Raw genomic sequence first — 18,668 nt, 5'->3', positions numbered from 1 at the left:
CCTGACACCGGCGCCGGCGCGGCGGAGCACCGAACCGGGCCGGTCCTCATGCCCCCGTACCGCCCGGAACGGGGCGGCGGCGGAGCACCTGAACTCCGCCGCCGCCCGACCCTCCACCGGCACCCCTCACCCCCTCACCTGCAAGGAGCACCCACCCATGCGGCTGGTCAGCTACACCCACGACGCCTCGCCCCTCCGCCTCGGGGCACAGGCCGACGACCTCGTCGTCGACCTCGCCACCCTGGCCGCCCGGGCCGGCGAACCGCTGCCCCTGGACCTCCTGTCCTTCATCCGGGCGGGCGCCGCCGCCCAGGACACCGCGCGCCGCCTGCTGGCCGGCGGCCCCGCGGCGTGGCCGGCCGAGGCCGTGCACCGGATCGAGGAGGTGTCGCTCGCGGCCCCGCTGCGCCCCGGGAAGATCATCGGAGTCGGACTGAACTACGTCGAGCACGTCGAGGAGTCCAGCCGTAGCCTGGACACCGACAAGGAGCGCCCTTCGCGCCCCGTGCTCTTCAGCAAGCCCGCCACCGCCGTGACCGGCCCCGGACAGCCCATCCTGCACAACGCCGACCTCACCACCCAGCTGGACTGGGAGTGCGAGCTCGCCGTCGTCATCGGCCGCACCGCCTTCCGCGTGAGCGAGGAGGAGGCCTACGAGCACATCTTCGGCTACAGCATCGTCAACGACATCAGCGCCCGCGACCAGCGGCGCTCCGGCCAGTGGTTCTTCTCCAAGGGCCAGGACTCCTACGCCCCCTTCGGCCCCGCCGTCGTCACCGCCGACGAGATCCCCGACCCCATGGCCCTGGACCTCTCCCTGCGCGTCAACGGCGTCACCAAGCAGAAGTCCAACACCCGGCACATGCTCTTCCCCATCGCCCGCCTCATCGCCGACATCTCCTCCGGCGTCACCCTCGAACCCGGTGACGTCATCGCCACCGGATCGCCCGCGGGCGTGGGAGCCGGCATGGTCCCGCCGGAGTTCCTGCACCCCGGTGACACCGTGGAGGCCACCGTCGAGGGCGTCGGCACCCTCACCAACCCCGTCGTCGACGCCCGCTGAGGAGCGAACATGTCCCCCCGCACCTACCGCATCGGCCAGATCGTGCCGAGCTCCAACGTCACCATGGAGACCGAGGTCCCGGCGATCCTGCGCGCCCGGGAGGCCATCGCCCCGGAGCGCTTCACCTTCCACTCCAGCCGGATGCGCATGACCCACGTGACCCCGGAGCAGCTCAAGGCCATGGACGCCGACTCCGACCGGTGCGCCGTCGAGCTCTCCGACGCGCGCGTGGACGTACTGGGCTACGCCTGCCTCGTCGCCATCATGAGCATGGGCCTCGGCTACCACCGCACCTCCGAGGAGCGCCTGCACACCCGTACCGTCGAGAACGGAGCGGCCGCTCCCGTCGTCACCAGCGCCGGAGCCCTCGTCCACGGCCTGCACACCATCGGGGCGAAGAAGATCGCCCTGATCGCCCCGTACATGCGCCCGCTGACCAAGACGGTCGTCGACTACCTCACCCACGAGGGCATCGAGGTCCTCGACTACGAGGCCCTGGAGATCCCGGACAACCTCGACGTCGCCGCCCACGACCCGGCCCGCCTCCCGGGGCTCGCCCAGGCCCTGGACCACGCGGACGCCGACGCCGTCGTGCTCTCCGCCTGCGTCCAGATGCCCTCGCTGGGCGCCATCGAGGAAGCCGAACAGCTCCTCGGCAAGCCCGTCGTCTCGGCCGCGGTGTGCACGGCCCACCAGATGCTGCGCGCCCTGGACCTGCCCGCCGTGGCCCCCGGAGCCGGCCATCTGCTGTCGGGCGCGTATGCGGAGTGACGGCGCCGCGCCGCCCTTCGTCGTGTGCCCGGGCCACCGTGACCCGGACCTGGACCGCGCCCCGGCCGCCCGGCTGGGTAGGATCGCGACCGCACACGACGGAAGGCGATCATGGCGGACAGTCCTCTCAGGCCCAGCTCGTTGATCAACACGGTCTACGGGGCGTTCCTGCGCCGCCTCGGCGGCTGGATCTCGGTCGCCGACCTGATCACCCTGATGTCCGAGCTGGACGTCGACGGCCCGGCGGCACGCTCGGCGATCTCCCGCCTGAAGAAGAAGGGCGTCCTCGAAGCGGAGCGCCGCGGCGCCACGGGCTACCGGCTGAGCCCGGCCGCGCAGCCCGTCTTCGACGAGGGCGACCGGCGCATCTTCGGCAGTCTGGAACCGGCGAAGCTGAGCGACGGCTGGGCGATGGCCGTCTTCTCCGTACCGGAGTCCGAACGCTCCTACCGCTACCAGCTGCGCACCAGGCTGACCTGGCTCGGCTTCGGCAACATCGCGCCGGGAGTCTGGCTGGCCCCCGGCCGGCTGCTCGACGACGCCCGGGACATGCTCGTCCGGCGCGGACTCAGCGACTACGTGCACCTGTTCGCCGCGGACTACGCAGCCTTCAGCGACCTGCCCGGAACGGTCAGCTCGTGGTGGGACTTCCCGGCGATCCAGGCGCAGTACGCCACGTTCACCCACGCGTACGGCCCCGTCGCCGAAGGTCTCGCGCAGCAGCGCGAGATCGACGGCGGCGAGGCCTTCCGCCACTACGTCCCGATGCTCACCCAGTGGCGCCGGCTGCCCTACCTGGACCCGGGCCTGCCCAGCGAGCTGCTCCCCGCGGACTGGAACGCGGTCGCCGCGCGCCGGATCTTCCAGCAGCTGCACGAGGTGCTCGCCGAGCCGAGCCTGCTGCACGTGCGGCAGGTCACCGGCCTGGCGGAGGCGGCGGCCGAGTCCTAGTGCTGTGCGGCGTTACGGCGTCGCGGGATGGTGCAGTCGGCGCCAGTAGCCCGCCAGGTCGCCGACGGCGGTGGTCACCGAGTCCAGGGCCATCGTCGTACGGGAGTCCCGGTCGTAGCGGTCCCAGCGCGGCATGGGGTCGTGGTTGGGGTCGCCGGTGCGGATGAAGGAGATCCACGACGCGTGCACGGTCGCGGCGAGCCCGTCGCGGACCCGGGGGTTCAGCCCCGCCAGGAAGGGCGCCTGCGACCACTTGTCGAAGTTGTCGAAGACGAACGGCAGCTCCAGGCAGTGCGCGGCCCCGAGCTGACCGTTGTGGGCCGGCGTCGGGAGGTTGAACTGGTACGCCCAGACCGGACGTCCGCGGGCCGCCCGCCGTTCGGCCAGGGCCACGGCGGGCATCCGGAACAGGTCGTCGGTGATCAGGTCCATGAGGACGTCCACCGGGCGGGCGCCGGGCCGGGCCTCCTCGTACGCGGTGTACGCCTGGGCCGCCCGGTTGCCGAAGGTGTCCCGGGCCCGCGCGAGCACCTGCTCCTTGGTCGAGGCCGCGTACGGCTCGCTGAGCGCGAAGGCGAAGTTCGCCTCCTCCCTGGTCCAGCCGATCAGGACGTCGATGTCCGCCCCGGGCCCGCTGAGCAGCAGGTCGACGGGGTCGCGGTCCAGGGTGACCTCGTCGAGCACCGGCAGGAACGGGGTCGACCAGTAGCCCCACCGCCCCGTGCGCCTGAACATCTCGAAGGTGGCGGCGATCAGCCGGGGCCAGGGCACGGCCCGTAGCTCCGCCACGTTCTTGGCGCCGAGGATGTCCATGAAGGCGGCGGTGCGCTGGAGCGACTCGGCGCGGGTGGGGATCTTCAGCCCGAGCGGCGGGCTCTGCAGGACGGCCCGCCGGAACAGCGGGCGGCCCTTGGTCCGGGCGCCGGCGAGCGCCGCCACCGACAGCGCGCCGCCGGACTGGCCGGCGAGCGTGATGTTGTCCGGGTCGCCGCCGAACGCGGCGATGTTGTCCCGGACCCAGCGCAGCGCGGCGAGTTGGTCGGTGAGCCAGAAGTTCCCGCCGGCCCCTTCCTCACCGAAGTAGAGGTAACCCAGCGGTCCGAGCCGGTAGTTGAGGTTCACGACGACGAGGTCGCCGTCGCGCGCGAAGGTCTCGCCTGAGTACCCCGGTACCGAGCCGGAACCGGAGATGAAGCCGCCGCCGTGGATCCACACCATGACCGGCCGCTTGGCGTCGTCGACCCCGGGGGTCCAGACGTTGAGCGTGAGGCAGTCCTCGTCGAACGGGGGTGCGCCGTGCGATCCGAGGACCGGATCGCCGCCCTCCCGGTAGGGCTGCGGCGCGCTCGGGCCGAAGGCGGTCGCCTCGCGCGTGCCCTGCCAGCCGGGGTGGGGCTGCGCCGGCCGCCATCGGAGGGCGCCGACCGGCGGCGCCGCGTAGGGCACGCCCTTGAACACGGCGAGACCACCTTCGGTGCTGCCGCGCAGTCGGCCCGCGGGCAGTTCCACCACGGGGGAGGACGCGTCCGTGCGCGGGCCGGCCTGTGCGGTGCCCGCGCCGGCGATGCCGGAGAGCAGTGCGGCTCCCGCCAACACCCCGCCGTTCCTGAGGATTTCGCGCCGCGATGGATCGTCGGTCATGGTGCTTCACTCCCTGACTGATCAAGAGCCGGTCGCCGAAGTGGCATTGCGTCAAATTGACGAGGGTTAGTGTTACGGCATATATCGAGCCGGGGTCAAGGGCTCGGCCCCTTGCGTGATCGCGGTCTTGCGAACTCTTGACGGCCGTCCCAAAAACACGATAGACACGTGTCACTTCCCGGACCCTCACGGCAGACCCATCAGCAACATCCGGCCCTTCCGGGCCGGTTGACGACGTACGGAGTTTCCATGGCAGGTCGGTTTCGTCCCGTTGGTCCGATCGCCGCAGCGGCGGCCCTCTTGCTGGCCACGGCATGTGGCGGCGCCAGCCTCGGGACAGGCGGCGACGACAGGCAGAGCGGGCCCGTGAAGCTCGGGCTCCTCGTCCCGCAGTCGGGGATCTACAAGGCGCTGGGCGACGACATGAAGCAGGGCTTCGAGCTCTACGTGAAGCAGCACGGCGGCAGACTCGGCGGCCGCGAGGTGGAGATCGTGGTCGCGGACGAGGGGGAAACGGCCGACTCGGGCAAGGCCGCGGCGGAGAAGCTGGTCAAGCAGGACCGCGTGCTGGCGGTGAGCGGAGTGGTCAGCTCGGCCACCGTCAACGGGGTCAAGGACCTCTTCGAGAGCAGCAAGGTACCGCTCGTCGGCTCGAACGCCTCGCCCACGACGCTGACCGGCACCAAGTACATCTGGCGCACCTCGTACGTCAACGACGAGCCCGGCAAGGCGCTCGGCAGGCACGTGGCCGAGAAGGCCGGCGGCCCGGTCTTCCTCATCGCCGCCGGCTACCAGGCGGGCAAGGACGAGGTGGAGGGCTTCAAGTCCACCTTCCTCCCGGCCGGCGGCACGATCGCGGGGGAGGAGGTCTACACGCCGTTCCCGGGGACGAAGAACTTCCAGCCGTACCTCGCGCAGATCGAGAAGTCCGGCGCGAAGGCCGTCTTCTGCTTCTACGCCGGCGGCGCGGCCGTCGACTTCGTCAAGCAGTACCGGGACTTCGGACTGGCCGGCAGGATCCCGCTCTACGCGCCCGGCTTCCTCACCGAGGGTGGCGTGCTCCAGGGGCAGGGAGACGCCGCCAACGGCATCCTCACCGCGCTCAACTACAGCGCGGACCTGGACAACGCGGCCAACAAGCGGTTCGCCCCGGCCTACACGGCCGCCTACGGATCGGCCCCGACCACCTACGCGATGGCGTCATGGGACGCGGCGCAGGTGCTCGACAAGGCGATCAAGGCCGCCGGCTCCGACGTGACCCCGGAATCGGTCAACGCCGCCATCGCCGCGGTGGGGGACATCGACAGCCCGCGCGGGACATGGCGGTTCAACAGCGGCGGCACGCCCGTCCAGCCCTGGTACCTGCGCGAGGTCAGGCAGGGCGCCAACACCGTGAGCTCCGAGCTCGGCCGGCTGGGCGGCTGACATGACCGGATGGTTGGACGGCAACTTCGTCAGCGTCGTCGATGGGGTCGCCTTCGGTCTGCTGCTGTTCACGATCGCCGTGGGCCTGTCCCTGGTCTTCGGGATGATGGACGTGCTCAACCTGGCGCACGGCACGCTCTACCTGGTCGGGGCCTACGTCGCCTACGCGCTGTCCGACGGCAGCCTGTGGGGTCTGCTCCTCGCCCTGACGGCCGGCGCCCTGGTGGGCGCGATGGGCGGAGCGGCGCTCACGTTCCTCACCGCGCCGCTGGCCCGGCGCGGGCACCTGGACCAGGCCGTGCTGACGCTCGGCATCACCTTCATCGTCGCCGACCTCCTCGCCGCCGGCTTCGGCGGCGAGGTGCTGCCCACGGATCCGCCGGTCTCCCTGCGCGGGACGGTCGGCCTCCTCGGCCACGCGTATCCGGTCTACCGGCTCGTCTTCATCGGCGTCGCGGCCGGCCTCGCGCTCGTCGTGTACCTCGTCTTCGAACGCAGCTCGCTCGGAGCACTGGTACGGGCCACCGTCGCCGACCGGGACATGGTCCGCGCGCTCGGCGTCGACATCCGCAAGGTGCTCTACGGGGTCTTCGCCTTCGGCGCGGCCCTGGCGGCCGCCGGCGGCGTCCTCGGGGCACCGATCCTGGGTCCCGGGCCGGGCGTCGACGAGACCGTGCTCGTCCTCTCGCTCGTCGTCGTGGTCGTCGGCGGCCTCGGATCCGTGCGCGGCGCGCTCGCAGGCGCCCTCCTGATCGGCCAGGTCCAGACGCTCGGGGTGGCGCTGCTCCCGGAGTACGCCCCCTTCCTCCTCTTCGGCACCATGCTGGCCGTGCTCGTCGTCCGCCCGAACGGCCTCGTCCCGACGGCGGTGCGCACATGAGCCTGCCCGGAACCACCGCACCTGCCACACCTGTTGGAACCGCCGCGCCGGCCCGACCCGCCGTACGACGCCTCTCGGTGACCGCGGTCGCCGTCGGGCTCGCGTCGGCCCCCTTCGTCCTCGGCCCGTACGCCGTAGGCACCCTGTCGCGGATCCTGGTGTTCGCCCTTCTCGCCCTGAGCGTGAACCTGCTCACCGGCCTGACCGGGCTGCCGACCCTGGGGCAGTCGGCCTACTTCGGCGTCGGCGCGTACACGGCGGCGATCGTGGCGACGCGCCTCACCGACATCGGCGTACTCCAACTCCTCATCGCCGCGGCCGTCTCCGCCCTCGTGGCCGTCCCCACGGGATGGCTCGCCGTGCGGGCCCGGGGCGTGGTGTTCCTGATGCTGACGCTGGCCATCGGCGAGATCGCCTACAGCGCCGCCGTCAACTGGAAGTCGCTGACGAACGGCACCGACGGGATATCCGGCATCCCGCCCGTCGTACCGTTGCCCGGCATGCCCGCGCTGGAACTCGACGGACTGGTCTACTTCTACGTCCTGGCCGTGTTCCTCCTGCTCTTCGCGGCCGTCTCGCGGCTCGGCTCCACCCCCTTCGCCCTCGCCCTGCGCGGCATCCGCGACAACGAGCGCCGGATGAGCGCGATCGGCTACCCCACCCGGCGGTACGCCCTGACCGTCTACGGCGGTGCCGGGGCACTGGCCGGCGCCGCCGGAGCCCTGTGGGTGTCGGTGCAGCGGTTCGTCTCGCCCGGCGACGCCGGATTCGAGATCGCCGCCCTGGCGCTGCTCGCCGTCGTGATCGGCGGCTCCGGCTCGATGTGGGGCGCCTGCGCCGGCGCCGCGCTCGTCTGGCTCACCCGCGACTACCTCGGGAACCTCGAAGCCGTCGCCGGGCGCGGGCCGCTGCTGCTTGGAGTCTTCTTCGTCATCGCGGTCTACACGCTGCCCCGCGGGCTGGCCGGCCTGCGGATCCCGCCCAAGCTGACCCGGAAGAGGACGGCGTGACAGACCTCGATCCACTCGAACTACGGCACGTGTCACGGCACTTCGGCTCCTTCGTGGCCGTCGACGGCCTCGACCTCACTGTGCGGGCGGGCGCGCGGCACGCGATCATCGGCCCGAACGGCGCCGGCAAGTCCACGCTGTTCGGCCTGATCTCGGGAACACTGCCGGCCACCGCCGGATCGGTCCTCGTCGACGGCCGCGACGTGACCCGGCTGCCCGTGGACCGCCGCGTCGCCCTCGGGGTCGCCGCGACCTTCCAGCACTCCAGTCTCTTCCTGCGCGAGAGCGTGCTGGAGAACGTCCTGCTCGCCGTGTTGCGCCGGTCCGGAAGCGGATTCGGCGGCTGGCGGAAGGTGGGCGCCAGGGCCGGGGCGATCGACCGGGCCCGCACGCTGCTCGACCGCGTGGGCCTGCCCGCCCGGCACGGCGAACCGGCGGCCGCGCTCTCCCACGGCGAACGGCGCCAGCTGGAGGTCGCCGTCGCCCTCGCCACCGAACCCCGGCTGCTGTTGCTGGACGAACCCGCAGCCGGCATGTCCCCCGCGGAGACGGCGCGACTCACCGAACTGATCGCCGCCCTGCCCCGCGAAGTGACCGTGCTCCTCATCGAACACGACCTCGACATGGTCTTCGAACTCGCCGACACGGTGACCGTCATGCACCTCGGCAGACACCTGAAGACCGGCTCCCCGGACGAGGTACGGGCCTCCGCCGAGGTCCAGAGCGCCTACCTCGGCACCATGGAGGTCTCCCCGTGACACCGTTCCTCAGCATCCGTGACCTGCGCTCCGGCTACGAGGGCGGCGTGGTCCTGGGCGGCGTCGACCTCGACCTCGACGCGGGCGGGACCGTCGCCGTCCTCGGCCGCAACGGGGTCGGGAAGACCACCCTCATCTCCACCGTCGCGGGATTCGTCCGGCCCTACGGGGGCAGCGTCACCCTCGACGGCCGGGAGATCGCCGGGTCCCGTGTCGACGTGATCGCCCGCGCCGGGGTGGGCGTCGTCCCGCAGGGGCGCCGCGTCTTCGCGCCGCTGACCGTGGCGGAGCACCTGGCGATCGCCTCGCGGCGCCCGGCACGCGGCCCCTGGACCAGGGCCCGCGTCCTCGACCTGCTGCCGCGGCTGGGGGAGCGGCTCGGCCACCGCGGCGACCAGCTCTCCGGCGGCGAACAGCAGATGCTCGCGATCGCCCGCGCCCTGCTGGGCAATCCCCGTCTGCTGCTGCTCGACGAACCGTCCGACGGCCTCGCCCCCGCGATCGTCGCCCAAGTGGGCGAGGTGATCCGGGAGGTGAGCACGCAGGGCATGTCGGTGGTCATCGTCGAACAGAACCTGGGCCTCGCCTTCTCCGTCGCCCAGAACGTGGCGGTCATGCAGAAGGGCCGCATCGTCCACCAGGCGTCCTGTGCCGCCTTCCGCTCCAGCCCCGAGGACCGCCGGCGCCTCCTGGGCGTCGACTGACCGGCCGGCCCGGAGGCCCGACGCCGCCCTTCAGCCCGCGCGGACGGTGAAGGTGCCCTCCGGGTCGCGGGTGATGTGGGTGCCGAACGTGCGGCTGGTGCGGGCGAGGACCTCGTGCAGCCAGGCGGAGTCCTCGCGCGAGGCGTGCCGCAGACGCATGCGGTGGGCCTGGAGGGGGACGAGCCGGGCGTGGTCGAGCCGGCCGGTGTCCGGCTCCAGGGAGAGGAAGTACAGCAGCCGGAGATCGTCCCGGTACCGGTCGTGGCCCCCGATGCCCTCGTAGTCGTCGATCAGGTCGCCGCAGCCGTAGAGGACCGGATGCCCCCGGTACACCTCGAACGGGCGCGGATGGTGCGAGGAGTGCCCGTGGACGACGTCCGCGCCGCCGTCGACGAGCGCGTGCGCGAAGCGGACCTGGTCGCCGGGGACGGAGTGGCCCCAGTTGGAACCCCAATGGATCGAGACGACCACGAGGTCGCCGGACCGTTTCGCCCGCCGGACGCGGTCCGCCACCTCGGCCGCGGCCGCGTCCGAGGCCTCGTCGACGAAGTCGATCCCGCTCCGGTCCGCGCCGGCCGCCCACGTGCGGGGGATGCCGCTCGACGCCATGCCCAGGGAGAAGACCAGCAGACGGCGCTCCCCGGAGAGGGGCAGCGCCGCGGGCCGCCGCGCCTCGGCGAGGTCCCGGCCCGCTCCCGCCGTCCGCAGTCCCGCCGCGGCGAGCGAGTCGAGGGTCTCGGCCAGCCCGCCACGGCCGTAGTCCAGGACGTGATTGTTGGCGAGTGCGCAGGCGTCGGGCCGGGCGGCGGCCAGGCACGGCAGGTTGGCGGGGTGCATCCGGTAGTGGACCGACTTGCCGGGGGCGATGTCGTCGCTCTGGGTGACGGAGGTCTCCAGGTTGAGGATCCGGGCGTCGGGCGCGGCCTCGTCGAGGAGCCCCAGCGCCTCTCCCCAGGGCCAGGAGAAGGGCGCGCCGCGCGGGATCGTGCCGTTCGCCGTCTCCGCCAGCTCGACGTACGTGCGGGCATCGGTGACGTACGCCTCCGGCAGGGCCGGGTCGCCGGGGTGCGGAAGGATCTGGTCGATGCCGCGGCCGAGCATCACGTCACCGGCGAGGAACAGCGTCAGGACTCCGCCATCACCGCCCATCCCTCCAGGCTAGTGCCGTGCCCGGCGTGCCCGCCCGGTCCGGTCGGAGGACCCTGGAGGCATGGCCCGAGCCAACGACCAGGTCGAGGCGCTGCTCCAGGAGTACGCGGACCTCATCGCGATCCGGGGCGGGGAGGCCTTCAAGGCACGCGCCTACGAGAAGGCCGCCCGGGCCGTCGGGGGCTGCCCGCAGGACGTCTCGACGCTCGACGCCAAGGGCCTGCGCGAGATCCCCAACGTCGGCAAGTCGGTCGCCGACAAGATCATCGAGTACCTGCGGACCGGCCGCATGTCCGTCGTCGACGAGGCCAGGGCGTTCGTGCCGGCCGGCGTGCGCGAGCTGATCGCGATTCCGGGGCTGGGGCCCCACAAGGCCATGACCCTGTACGAAGAGCTGGGCATCACCTCCGTGGATCAGCTGCTCGACGCCATCCACCAGGAGCGGCTGCGTGATCTGAAGGGCTTCGGCGAGCGCACGGAGGACAGGATCCTGCACGGCATCTCGGTGCTGCAGAAGGCCGGTGAGGGCCGGATCCTCGTCAGCGCGGCCATGGACATCGCCGAGCAGCTCGTCGTCGAGCTGTCGGACATCCCCGGGTGCGTCCGCTGCACGTACGCGGGCTCCCTGCGCCGTATGAAGGAGACCATCGGCGACGTCGACATCCTGGTGGCGGCGCGCCGCTCGGCTCCGTTCATGGACGCCCTCACCGCCCTCCCCTCCACGGCCGAGGTCATCGCGCGCGGGGAGAAGAAGACCTCCATACGGACCGCCACCCGGCTCCAGGTGGACCTGCGGGTGCTGCCCCCCGCCTCCTGGGGCGCGGGGCTCCAGTACTTCACCGGCTCCAAGGCGCACAACATCCGCACCCGCGCACTCGCGGTGCGCCAAGGCCTCAAGCTCTCCGAGTACGGGCTCTTCGACGCCGAGAGCGGCGCGAGCGTCACCTCCGAGACGGAGGAGGCGATCTACGCCCGGCTCGGACTGCCCTGGATACCGCCGACGCTGCGCGAGGACCGCGGCGAGATCGCGGCCGGTCTGCGCGGTGAACTCCCCGACCTCCTGACGGAGAAGGACATCCGCGGCGATCTGCACACCCACACCGACCTCACCGACGGGCTGGCCCCGCTGGAGGACATGATCGCCGCCGCTGCCGCCCGGGGCTACGCGTACTACGCGGTCACCGACCACGCCCCCAACCTGTACATGCAGCGCATGACCAGCGAGAAGATCCTCGCCCAGCGCGAGCAGGTCCGCGCCCTGGACGGCGCGCACCACCGGATGCGGCTGCTGCACGGCACGGAACTCAACATCGGCCCGGACGGCGCGCTGGACTGGCCCGACGAGTTCCTCGCGGGCTTCGACATCTGCGTGGCCTCCATCCACTCCCACTTCGACCAGAGCAGACAGGAACTCACCCGCCGCCTCATCCGCGCCTGCGAGAACCCGCACGTCGACGTCATCGGCCACCCCACGACCCGCCGGATCGGCAAACGCCCGGGCATCGACGCCGACTTCGACGCGGTCTTCGCGGCGTGCGCGCGGACGGGCACGGCCCTGGAGATCAACGCGCACCCCGAGCGGCTCGACCTGTGCGACGAGGACGTCCTGAGCGCGAAACGGTACGGCGTGAAGTTCGCGGTGAACTCCGACGCGCACGCCACCACGCATCTGCCGTACATGCGCTACGGGGTGGGGACGGCGCAGCGCGGCTGGCTGACCAAGGACGACGTCATCAACGCCTGGCCGCTGACCCGGCTGCGCCGGTTCCTGGACAGGAAGCGCACCTGACGACAGGCCCTAGTGCTCCTCGCCCGCGACGAGGAGTTCACCCACCGTCTCCGCGAGGACGGCGCGGGCCGGCGCGGGCATGCCCGCGTCGGTCACGAACCAGTCGGCCTGGTCCAGGGCCGCGAAACCGCTGAGGCCGACCACCCCCCACTTGCTGTGGTCGGCCACGACGGCGACCCGCCGTGCCGAGGCGACCAGGGCCCGGTTGGTCTGGGCCTCCATGAGGTTCGGGGTGGTCAGCCCGGCCTCCTCCGCCACTCCGTGCGCGCCGAGGACGAGCAGGTCCACGTGGAGGGAACCGATCACCAGGTCGGCGAGCGGGCCGACCAGCGCGGCCGAGGGGGTGGGGGAGCCGCCGGTGAGCAGCAGGGTGGGGGCCCCGTCCCCGCCGTCGCGGCCGGCGGCCCGCACCAGCTCCGCCACCGGAAGGGAGTTGGTGACGATCGTGAGCCGCGGGACGCCGAGCAGCCGGGCGGCGACCGCGTGCGCGGTGGTGCCGCCCGAGATCGCGACCACGCTGCCCGGTTCCACCAGGGTGGCGGCCGTGTCCGCGATGGCGGCCTTGGCGTCCCCCTCCAGATCGGCCTTGGCGTCGAATCCGGGCTCGTGCCCGCTGGCCCCGGCCGGGGCCACGGCCCCGCCGTAGACCTTCTCCACGACGCCGCGCCGGGCGAGGGCATCCAGGTCCCGCCGGACGGTCATGTCCGAGACGCCGAGCTGATCGACCAGGTCGGCCACCCGTACCGCGCCGTCGCGCCGGACCGCGTCCAGGATGAGTGCGCGTCGCTGGTGGGCCAGTTGGGCAGCCTGCTCGGCCACGGGACACTCCCGGGGATCGGCGAATCCGGTCAGAAGGTCGCAACATAGCACGGCAGTATTGTTGAAGTCTGGGGGAAATCCCGCACGACTCTGGTGGATTATGTTTGAAGATGTTTACTCTTGGCGGGTGAAGAAGACCCTGGCGAAACTCGCGGACGGCCGCGAACTGATCTACTTCGACTCCGACGAAGGCGCCGTACGCGACACGCCGCCGGACCTGCGCCCGCTCGACCGCGTGAGCAGCCACCCGGATCTGCGGCGGGACGAGGCGACCGGCGACTGGATCACGATCGCCTCCCACCGGCAGGGCCGCACCTACCACCCGCCCGCCGGCGCATGCCCGCTCTGCCCCTCCCGGGACGGCCGGCTCAGTGAGATCCCGGCCGCCGACTACGAGGTGGCCGTCTTCGAGAACCGTTTCCCCTCCCTCGCGGGCGAAGCCGGACGCTGCGAGGTCGTGTGCTTCACCCCGGAGCACGAGGCCCGGTTCGCCGACCTCACCCAGGACGCCGCCCGCCTGGTCCTGGACGCGTGGACCGACCGCACCGCCGAGCTGTCCGCGCTCCCGGGCGTGGAGCAGGTGTACTGCTTCGAGAACCGGGGGGTCGAGATCGGCGTGACGCTCTCCCACCCGCACGGCCAGATCTACGCCTTCCCCTTCGTCACGCCGCGCGCCGCCAAGATGACCGCCGCCGCGGCCGCCCACCGCGCCGCCACCGGACGCAACCTCTTCGAGGACCTCCTGTCCGGCGCCCGCGCCGCCACCGAGCGGGTGGTGACGGCCGGGGAGCACTGGACCGCCTTCGTGCCCTACGCCGCCCGCTGGCCGTACGAGGTCCACCTCTACCCACACCGCCGCGTCCCCGACCTGACCCGCCTCACCGAGGCGGAGCGGGCCGAGTTCCCGGGCATCTACCTGGACCTGCTGCGCCGGTTCGACCGGCTCTTCCCCCTGCCGGGGCAGCCGGACCGGGCGGCTCCCGCTCCGTACGTCTCGGCCTGGCACCAGGCGCCCCGCACCCAGGGCGCGGAACTGGCCCTGCACCTGGAACTGTTCACGGTCCGCCGGACCCCGGACAAGCTCAAGTTCCTCGCCGGGACGGAGTCCGGTACGGAAGCATTCATCAACGACGTGGCCCCCGAGGCGGCCGCGCGGCGACTTCGGGAGGCCCTGGCGTGAGCCGGACCGTTCAGCGGGACGACGACAGCCGGGCCCACCGGGTCGCGGACACCTTCCGGCAGCTCTTCGGCGGCGCCCCCGACGGGGTGTGGGCGGCGCCCGGCCGGGTCAACCTGATCGGCGAACACACCGACTACAACGACGGTTTCGCCCTCCCGATGGCCCTGCCGCAGACCACCCTGCTCGCCGCCCGCACCCGCACGGACGGGCGGCTGCGACTGCACAGCGCGCACGGCGGCGGCGGGACCACCGAGCTGGCGGTCGCCGAACTGGCCCCCGGCGCCGTGCCGGGCTGGGCCGGCTACCCGGCCGGCGTGGTCTGGGCACTCGCCGAGGCGGGACACCCGGTCGGGGGTGCGGACCTCCACTTCGACAGCACGGTGCCCTCCGGCGCCGGCCTCTCCTCCTCCGCCGCGCTGGAGTGCGCGGTCGCCGTCGCCTACGACGAGCTGTACGGGCTGCGGCTGCCCGGACCCGAACTGGCCCGGATCGCCCAGCGCGCGGAGAACGCCTTCGTCGGCGTCCCCTGCGGGATCATGGACCAGATGGCCTCCGTCTGCTGCACCGCCGAGGCCGCCCTCCACCTCGACGCCCGTACCCCGGAAGACCACCGGCAGGTGCCCTTCGGCCTGGAGGGCCGGGGGCTGCGCCTGCTGGTGATCGACACCCGGGTCACCCACGACCTCGGCGACGGCGCGTACGCCGCCCTGCGCGCGGGCTGCGAACGCGCGGCCGCGCTGCTCGGCCTGCCCGCCCTGCGCGACCTGCCCGCCGCGGAACTCCCGAAGGCGCTGCCCGCCCTGCCGGGGGATCTCGTGCCGCTGGTCCGCCATGTGGTGACCGAGAACGCCCGGGTCGAGGAAGCCGTAGCCCGGCTGCGGGAGGGCGACGTCGCGGCCCTCGGCCCGATCCTCACCGCCGGCCACGCCTCGCTCCGCGACGACTACCGCGTCTCCTGCCCGGAGACCGACCTCGCCGTGACCGCCGCGCTGGACGCCGGGGCACTCGGCGCCCGGATGACGGGAGGCGGCTTCGGAGGCTCGGTCATCGCACTGGTGGAGGCCGGGCGGGAGAGCGCGGTGGGCGGGGCCGTCACGGCCGCCTTCGCCGCCGCCGGCCACCGCCCCCCGCACCTCCTGGAGGTCACCCCCGCCGCGGGCGCCCGCCGCCTCGGGCCGCCGGCCGGGACGCGGTAGCCGGGGGCTGCCGGCGCGGGGGAGCCGCGGCCCCTCCCCGCCGGCACTTCTGCCCCTCCAGCCCGGTCCTCCGCGACCGGGCCGTCCGCCTGGTGGAAGCCGGCGCCACGCATTACCGTCACCGCTCCACCGCTCCACCGCTCCACCGCCCCACCGCCCCACCGATCGAGACATCGACCCTCGGAGGACTCTGTGAGAAGACCCCTGCTGCCGGCATTACTCGCCGCGGCGCTACTGCTCGGAGCGCTGGGCGCCGCCCCGGCCGCCGCGTCCACGGCCGCGTCCACGACGTCCAGGACCCCGGTGACGGCCGGCGCGCCGGCCGACCTGTCCGACTCCTGGCGCCCGCCCCTCAGCACCCGGGGCCGCTACGTCGTCGATGCCGACGGCAACCGCTTCAAGCTCAAGTCCGCGAACTGGCACGGGGCCCAGGGATCGTGGAACGGCTCCGGCGACATCGGCAACCCGGCCAACCACCACGACGGCGAGAAGGCCGACCAGATGCCGCTCGGCCTGGACCGCGCGCCGATCGCGCAGATCCTCGCCGGATTCCACGACCTCGGCATCAACAGCATCCGGCTGCCGTTCTCGAACGAGATGCTGCACGACCAGCGCCCGGTTCCCGACGCCTCGGTCGCCGCCAACCCGCACCTGCGCGGCAAGACCCCGCTCCAGGTCTTCGACGCCGTCATCGCCGCCACCACCGCCGAGGGCTTCGCGGTGATCCTCAACAACCACACCAACACCTCGCGCTTCTGCTGCGGCCTGGACGGCAACGAACGCTGGAACACCAGCCAGACCACCGCACAGTGGGAGGCCGACTGGATCGGCCTCGCCCGCCGCTACAAGGACAACAAGCGCGTCGTCGGCGCCGACCTCTACAACGAGGTCCGCCGCACCGTCACCGACGACGCCAACTGGAACTGGGGCAACGACCACGACTGGTGGGCCGCCTCCCAGCGGCTCGGCGACCGCCTCCTCACCGAGGCCAACCCCGACCTGCTGGTCATCGTCGAAGGGATCAACTGGCAAGGCATCCCGGCCGACGGGCTGCCCCACGGGCGCCCCACGCTCGAACCGGTACGCACCCTCTCGCACACCCTCGTCGCCTCCAACAAGCTGGTGTACGCGGCGCACTTCTACGGCTACACCGGGCCGAACCACACCGGCGCGACCGGCATGGGCGAGACCCACGACCCGCGCTACCAGGAACTCTCCCGCGAAGAGCTGTTCGCGACCCTGCAGCGCCAGGCGTTCTACGTCACCTCCGAAACCGGCCGCCACTTCACGGCGCCCCTGTGGATCAGCGAGTTCGGCATCGGCAGCGACGAGACCAACCCGCAGGCACGCACCTGGTTCGGCAACCTCGTGGACCACCTGATCGCCAACGACACCGACTTCGCCTACTGGCCCCTGGTCGGCTGGGCCGGACACGGCACCTGGTCGATCCTCAACTTCGACGCGACGGGCCGCCGTTCCGGCATCCTGGACGGCGGCGACTGGCGCGCCGGCGACTGGAACCGGCTCGTCACCGCGCCGCAGAAGAGCGGGCAGGTCGCCGTGTCCGACACCTGGAACATGCTCAGCCTCGACCACGCCGACGCGGTCCAGTCGGCACGCGCACGCACCCTCGGGGACTGGGACGCGGGAGCCCGCAAGGCGGCGTGCCCCGACGGGCAGCGCCTCGCCGGCGTGGCCCACCGCGACGGGCGGGGGCTGTGCACCGATGCCGGGGCCCCAGGTCTGGCAGCCGCCGGCCAGGTGCCGGTGGTGGTCAACGACGAACGCCACGTACAGCAGGGCGACTGGGCGGGCGGCTACACCAAGTACCAGTGCGGGCCCGACCAGTTCATGACCGGCTACAGCGTGCGGGGCCAGGCGGTCTCCGCGGTCCTGTGCGCCAGGGCGGGCAGGACGCTCGGGACGGCCGGCCGCACCCTCTGGTTCGACCGCGGCGACAACCGGCCGGCCGGCGGCCCGGGAGGAGAGTTCGCGTACGGCGCCTACAAGGGGCAGTGCGGAACGGACGAGTACGCCGCGGGCATCGCCTTCACCGGAGCGTGGGCCAAGGGGAAGACCCCGGACGCCCTGCTCTGCCGCAAGCTGTGACGGCCGGCGCCCGGCGACGGCGGACCGGGCCGGTCCCCGGCGCGGGGCGCCCGACCCGTCGGCGATGATGGAGGAGTCAGCAGTCCTCACCACCTGAGGGGAGCGGTCCCGCAGATGCCCACTTCCGATTCCGGCCCGCGGCCGACGACGATCGCCGATGTCGCGCGGGTCGCCGGGGTGTCGCGAACGACGGTCTCGCACGCCCTCAACGGGATCGGCAAGGTCGACCCGCGGACCCGGGAGCGCATCAAGCAGGTCGCCGCCGAGCTCGGCTACCGGCCCAACCTGCGGGCCCAGCGGCTGCGGCGCGGGCAGGCCAAGGCCATCGCGCTCGCCTCGTCCATGCCGTTCGCGGTGGCCGGAGGGCCCTCCCGGCTGGGCTTCTACATGGAGGTCGCCGCCGCGGCCGCCGAGAGCGCCCTCGTCCACGACTACGCGCTGGTCCTCGTGCCGCCCGTGATGTCCGGATCGGCCCTGTACTCCGTGGACATCGACGGGGCCATCGTCGTGGAGCCCGACGTGGAGGACGCGGCCGTGGCCGCGCTGAAGGAACGGGGCCTGCCGTACGTGGCACTCGGCAGGCCCGTGTCGCCGGACGAGGACGCCTCGTACGTCGATCTGCGCGCCGGGCTCGTAGCCGAGCTGCTGCTCGCCCACCTCCACGAGCAGGGCGTCCGGCGGCCGGCCCTGTTCATCGGCTCCGGTTCCCGGCACTCCTCGGTCGACGCGCGTGCGGCCTTCGAGCGCGTCGCCGAGGCGCACGGCTGGGAGCCGATCGTCGCGACCGCCCCCGAGTCGGGCGGCGAACAGGCAGGCTACGAGGGGTGCGCCGCCGTGCTCGCCGAGCACCCGGAGATCGACGCGGTCTGCGCGCTGGTGGACGCCTTCGCGGTGGGCGCCGTACGGGCGATCCGGGACAGCGGGCGCTCCGTCCCGGACGACGTCATGGTCGTCACCCGCTACGACGGCCTGCGCGCCCGTACCTGCGAGCCGCCGCTGACCGCCGTCGACCTGCGCCTGGACCGGGCGGCGGCCGACGCGGTGGACCTGCTGCTGGGCCGGTTGCGCGGCGACTTCACCGACACCAGGGTGGTGACGGCTCCCGAGCCGCGGGTCATCGCCCGCGCCTCCTCGCTGCGGCGCGCCGCGACGCCGTGAACCCCGCCGCCGGGTCACGGGTCCGGCGGCGGGGCGGTACGGCAGGGACGCAGCCCCTGTTCGTA

At 72.8% G+C, this 18,668-nt stretch carries 16 protein-coding genes; 13 read left to right on the top strand and 3 right to left on the bottom strand.

Going from position 1 to position 18,668, the window contains the following annotated elements; all coding sequences use genetic code 11:
* Window positions 1-157 precede the first annotated feature (157 nt).
* From ACFWBN_RS11405 to ACFWBN_RS11395, 3 genes are all read left to right on the top strand, one after another.
* The gene (locus ACFWBN_RS11405; protein ID WP_385174238.1) at window positions 158-1,063 is read left to right on the top strand and encodes a fumarylacetoacetate hydrolase family protein; all 906 of its coding nucleotides are present in this window, start codon (window positions 158-160) and stop codon (window positions 1,061-1,063) included.
* Between the two features lie 9 nt (window positions 1,064-1,072).
* The gene (locus ACFWBN_RS11400) at window positions 1,073-1,834 is read left to right on the top strand and encodes an Asp/Glu racemase (protein ID WP_385174235.1); all 762 of its coding nucleotides are present in this window, start codon (window positions 1,073-1,075) and stop codon (window positions 1,832-1,834) included.
* A gap of 111 nt (window positions 1,835-1,945) precedes the next feature.
* Window positions 1,946-2,785, top strand: a complete 840-nt coding sequence (locus ACFWBN_RS11395; protein WP_385174232.1) for a PaaX family transcriptional regulator C-terminal domain-containing protein — start codon at window positions 1,946-1,948, stop codon at window positions 2,783-2,785.
* A gap of 12 nt (window positions 2,786-2,797) precedes the next feature.
* Here the strand turns inward: ACFWBN_RS11395 and ACFWBN_RS11390 are convergent, their stop codons facing one another.
* A complete protein-coding gene (locus ACFWBN_RS11390; RefSeq protein WP_385174229.1) occupies window positions 2,798-4,426 on the bottom strand; it encodes a carboxylesterase/lipase family protein in 1,629 nt (542 codons plus the stop codon).
* Between the two features lie 249 nt (window positions 4,427-4,675).
* Here ACFWBN_RS11390 and ACFWBN_RS11385 point away from each other — a divergent pair, with 249 nt between their 5' ends.
* The 5 genes from ACFWBN_RS11385 to ACFWBN_RS11365 are packed head-to-tail and all read left to right on the top strand — an operon-like array spanning window position 4,676 to window position 9,203.
* Window positions 4,676-5,851, top strand: a complete 1,176-nt coding sequence (locus ACFWBN_RS11385; RefSeq protein WP_385174226.1) for an ABC transporter substrate-binding protein — start codon at window positions 4,676-4,678, stop codon at window positions 5,849-5,851.
* A 1-nt stretch (window position 5,852) separates the two neighbouring features.
* The gene (locus tag ACFWBN_RS11380) at window positions 5,853-6,731 is read left to right on the top strand and encodes a branched-chain amino acid ABC transporter permease (RefSeq protein WP_385174222.1); all 879 of its coding nucleotides are present in this window, start codon (window positions 5,853-5,855) and stop codon (window positions 6,729-6,731) included.
* Window positions 6,728-7,741 (top strand): branched-chain amino acid ABC transporter permease, encoded by a 1,014-nt coding sequence (locus ACFWBN_RS11375; protein ID WP_385174218.1) that lies wholly within the window; start codon window positions 6,728-6,730, stop codon window positions 7,739-7,741. Before ACFWBN_RS11380 ends, ACFWBN_RS11375 begins: the two co-directional genes overlap by 4 nt.
* Window positions 7,738-8,499: an ABC transporter ATP-binding protein gene (locus ACFWBN_RS11370; protein ID WP_385174215.1), complete on the top strand. Its 762-nt coding sequence runs from the start codon at window positions 7,738-7,740 to the stop codon at window positions 8,497-8,499. The genes ACFWBN_RS11375 and ACFWBN_RS11370 overlap by 4 nt, the downstream gene beginning before the upstream one ends.
* Window positions 8,496-9,203, top strand: coding sequence for an ABC transporter ATP-binding protein (locus ACFWBN_RS11365; protein WP_385174211.1), 708 nt, complete (start codon window positions 8,496-8,498; stop codon window positions 9,201-9,203). The genes ACFWBN_RS11370 and ACFWBN_RS11365 overlap by 4 nt, the downstream gene beginning before the upstream one ends.
* A 30-nt stretch (window positions 9,204-9,233) precedes the next feature.
* Here ACFWBN_RS11365 and ACFWBN_RS11360 read toward each other — a convergent pair whose 3' ends face one another.
* Window positions 9,234-10,352: a CapA family protein gene (locus ACFWBN_RS11360; protein ID WP_385174208.1), complete on the bottom strand. Its 1,119-nt coding sequence runs from the start codon at window positions 10,350-10,352 to the stop codon at window positions 9,234-9,236.
* A gap of 61 nt (window positions 10,353-10,413) precedes the next feature.
* On the opposite strand from ACFWBN_RS11360, the gene polX reads away from it, so the two are divergent.
* On the top strand, window positions 10,414-12,141 hold the full coding sequence (gene polX / locus ACFWBN_RS11355) for a DNA polymerase/3'-5' exonuclease PolX (protein ID WP_385174205.1): 1,728 nt from the start codon (window positions 10,414-10,416) through the stop codon (window positions 12,139-12,141).
* A gap of 9 nt (window positions 12,142-12,150) precedes the next feature.
* Here polX and ACFWBN_RS11350 read toward each other — a convergent pair whose 3' ends face one another.
* Entirely contained in the window at window positions 12,151-12,960 is an 810-nt protein-coding gene (locus tag ACFWBN_RS11350; RefSeq protein WP_385174202.1) for a DeoR/GlpR family DNA-binding transcription regulator, read from the bottom strand.
* 127 nt (window positions 12,961-13,087) lie between these two features.
* Here ACFWBN_RS11350 and galT point away from each other — a divergent pair, with 127 nt between their 5' ends.
* From galT to ACFWBN_RS11330, 4 genes are all read left to right on the top strand, one after another.
* Window positions 13,088-14,140 (top strand): galactose-1-phosphate uridylyltransferase, encoded by a 1,053-nt coding sequence (gene galT, locus ACFWBN_RS11345; RefSeq protein ID WP_385174199.1) that lies wholly within the window; start codon window positions 13,088-13,090, stop codon window positions 14,138-14,140.
* Window positions 14,137-15,336 carry a galactokinase gene (galK, locus tag ACFWBN_RS11340; protein WP_385174196.1) on the top strand — a complete coding sequence of 400 codons (1,200 nt, stop codon included), beginning with the start codon at window positions 14,137-14,139 and terminating at the stop codon, window positions 15,334-15,336. Before galT ends, galK begins: the two co-directional genes overlap by 4 nt.
* 192 nt (window positions 15,337-15,528) lie before the next feature.
* Window positions 15,529-17,445, top strand: coding sequence for a glycoside hydrolase family 5 protein (locus tag ACFWBN_RS11335; protein WP_385174193.1), 1,917 nt, complete (start codon window positions 15,529-15,531; stop codon window positions 17,443-17,445).
* 114 nt (window positions 17,446-17,559) lie between these two features.
* Entirely contained in the window at window positions 17,560-18,603 is a 1,044-nt protein-coding gene (locus tag ACFWBN_RS11330) for a substrate-binding domain-containing protein (protein WP_385174190.1), read from the top strand.
* The last annotated feature ends 65 nt before the right edge of the window (window positions 18,604-18,668 follow it).

Source organism: Streptomyces sp. NPDC059989 (assembly GCF_042736975.1).
Lineage (GTDB): Bacteria > Actinomycetota > Actinomycetes > Streptomycetales > Streptomycetaceae > Streptomyces.
The sequence above is the reverse complement of the archived record's forward strand: the minus strand, read 5'-3'. Positions and strand labels throughout refer to the sequence as shown.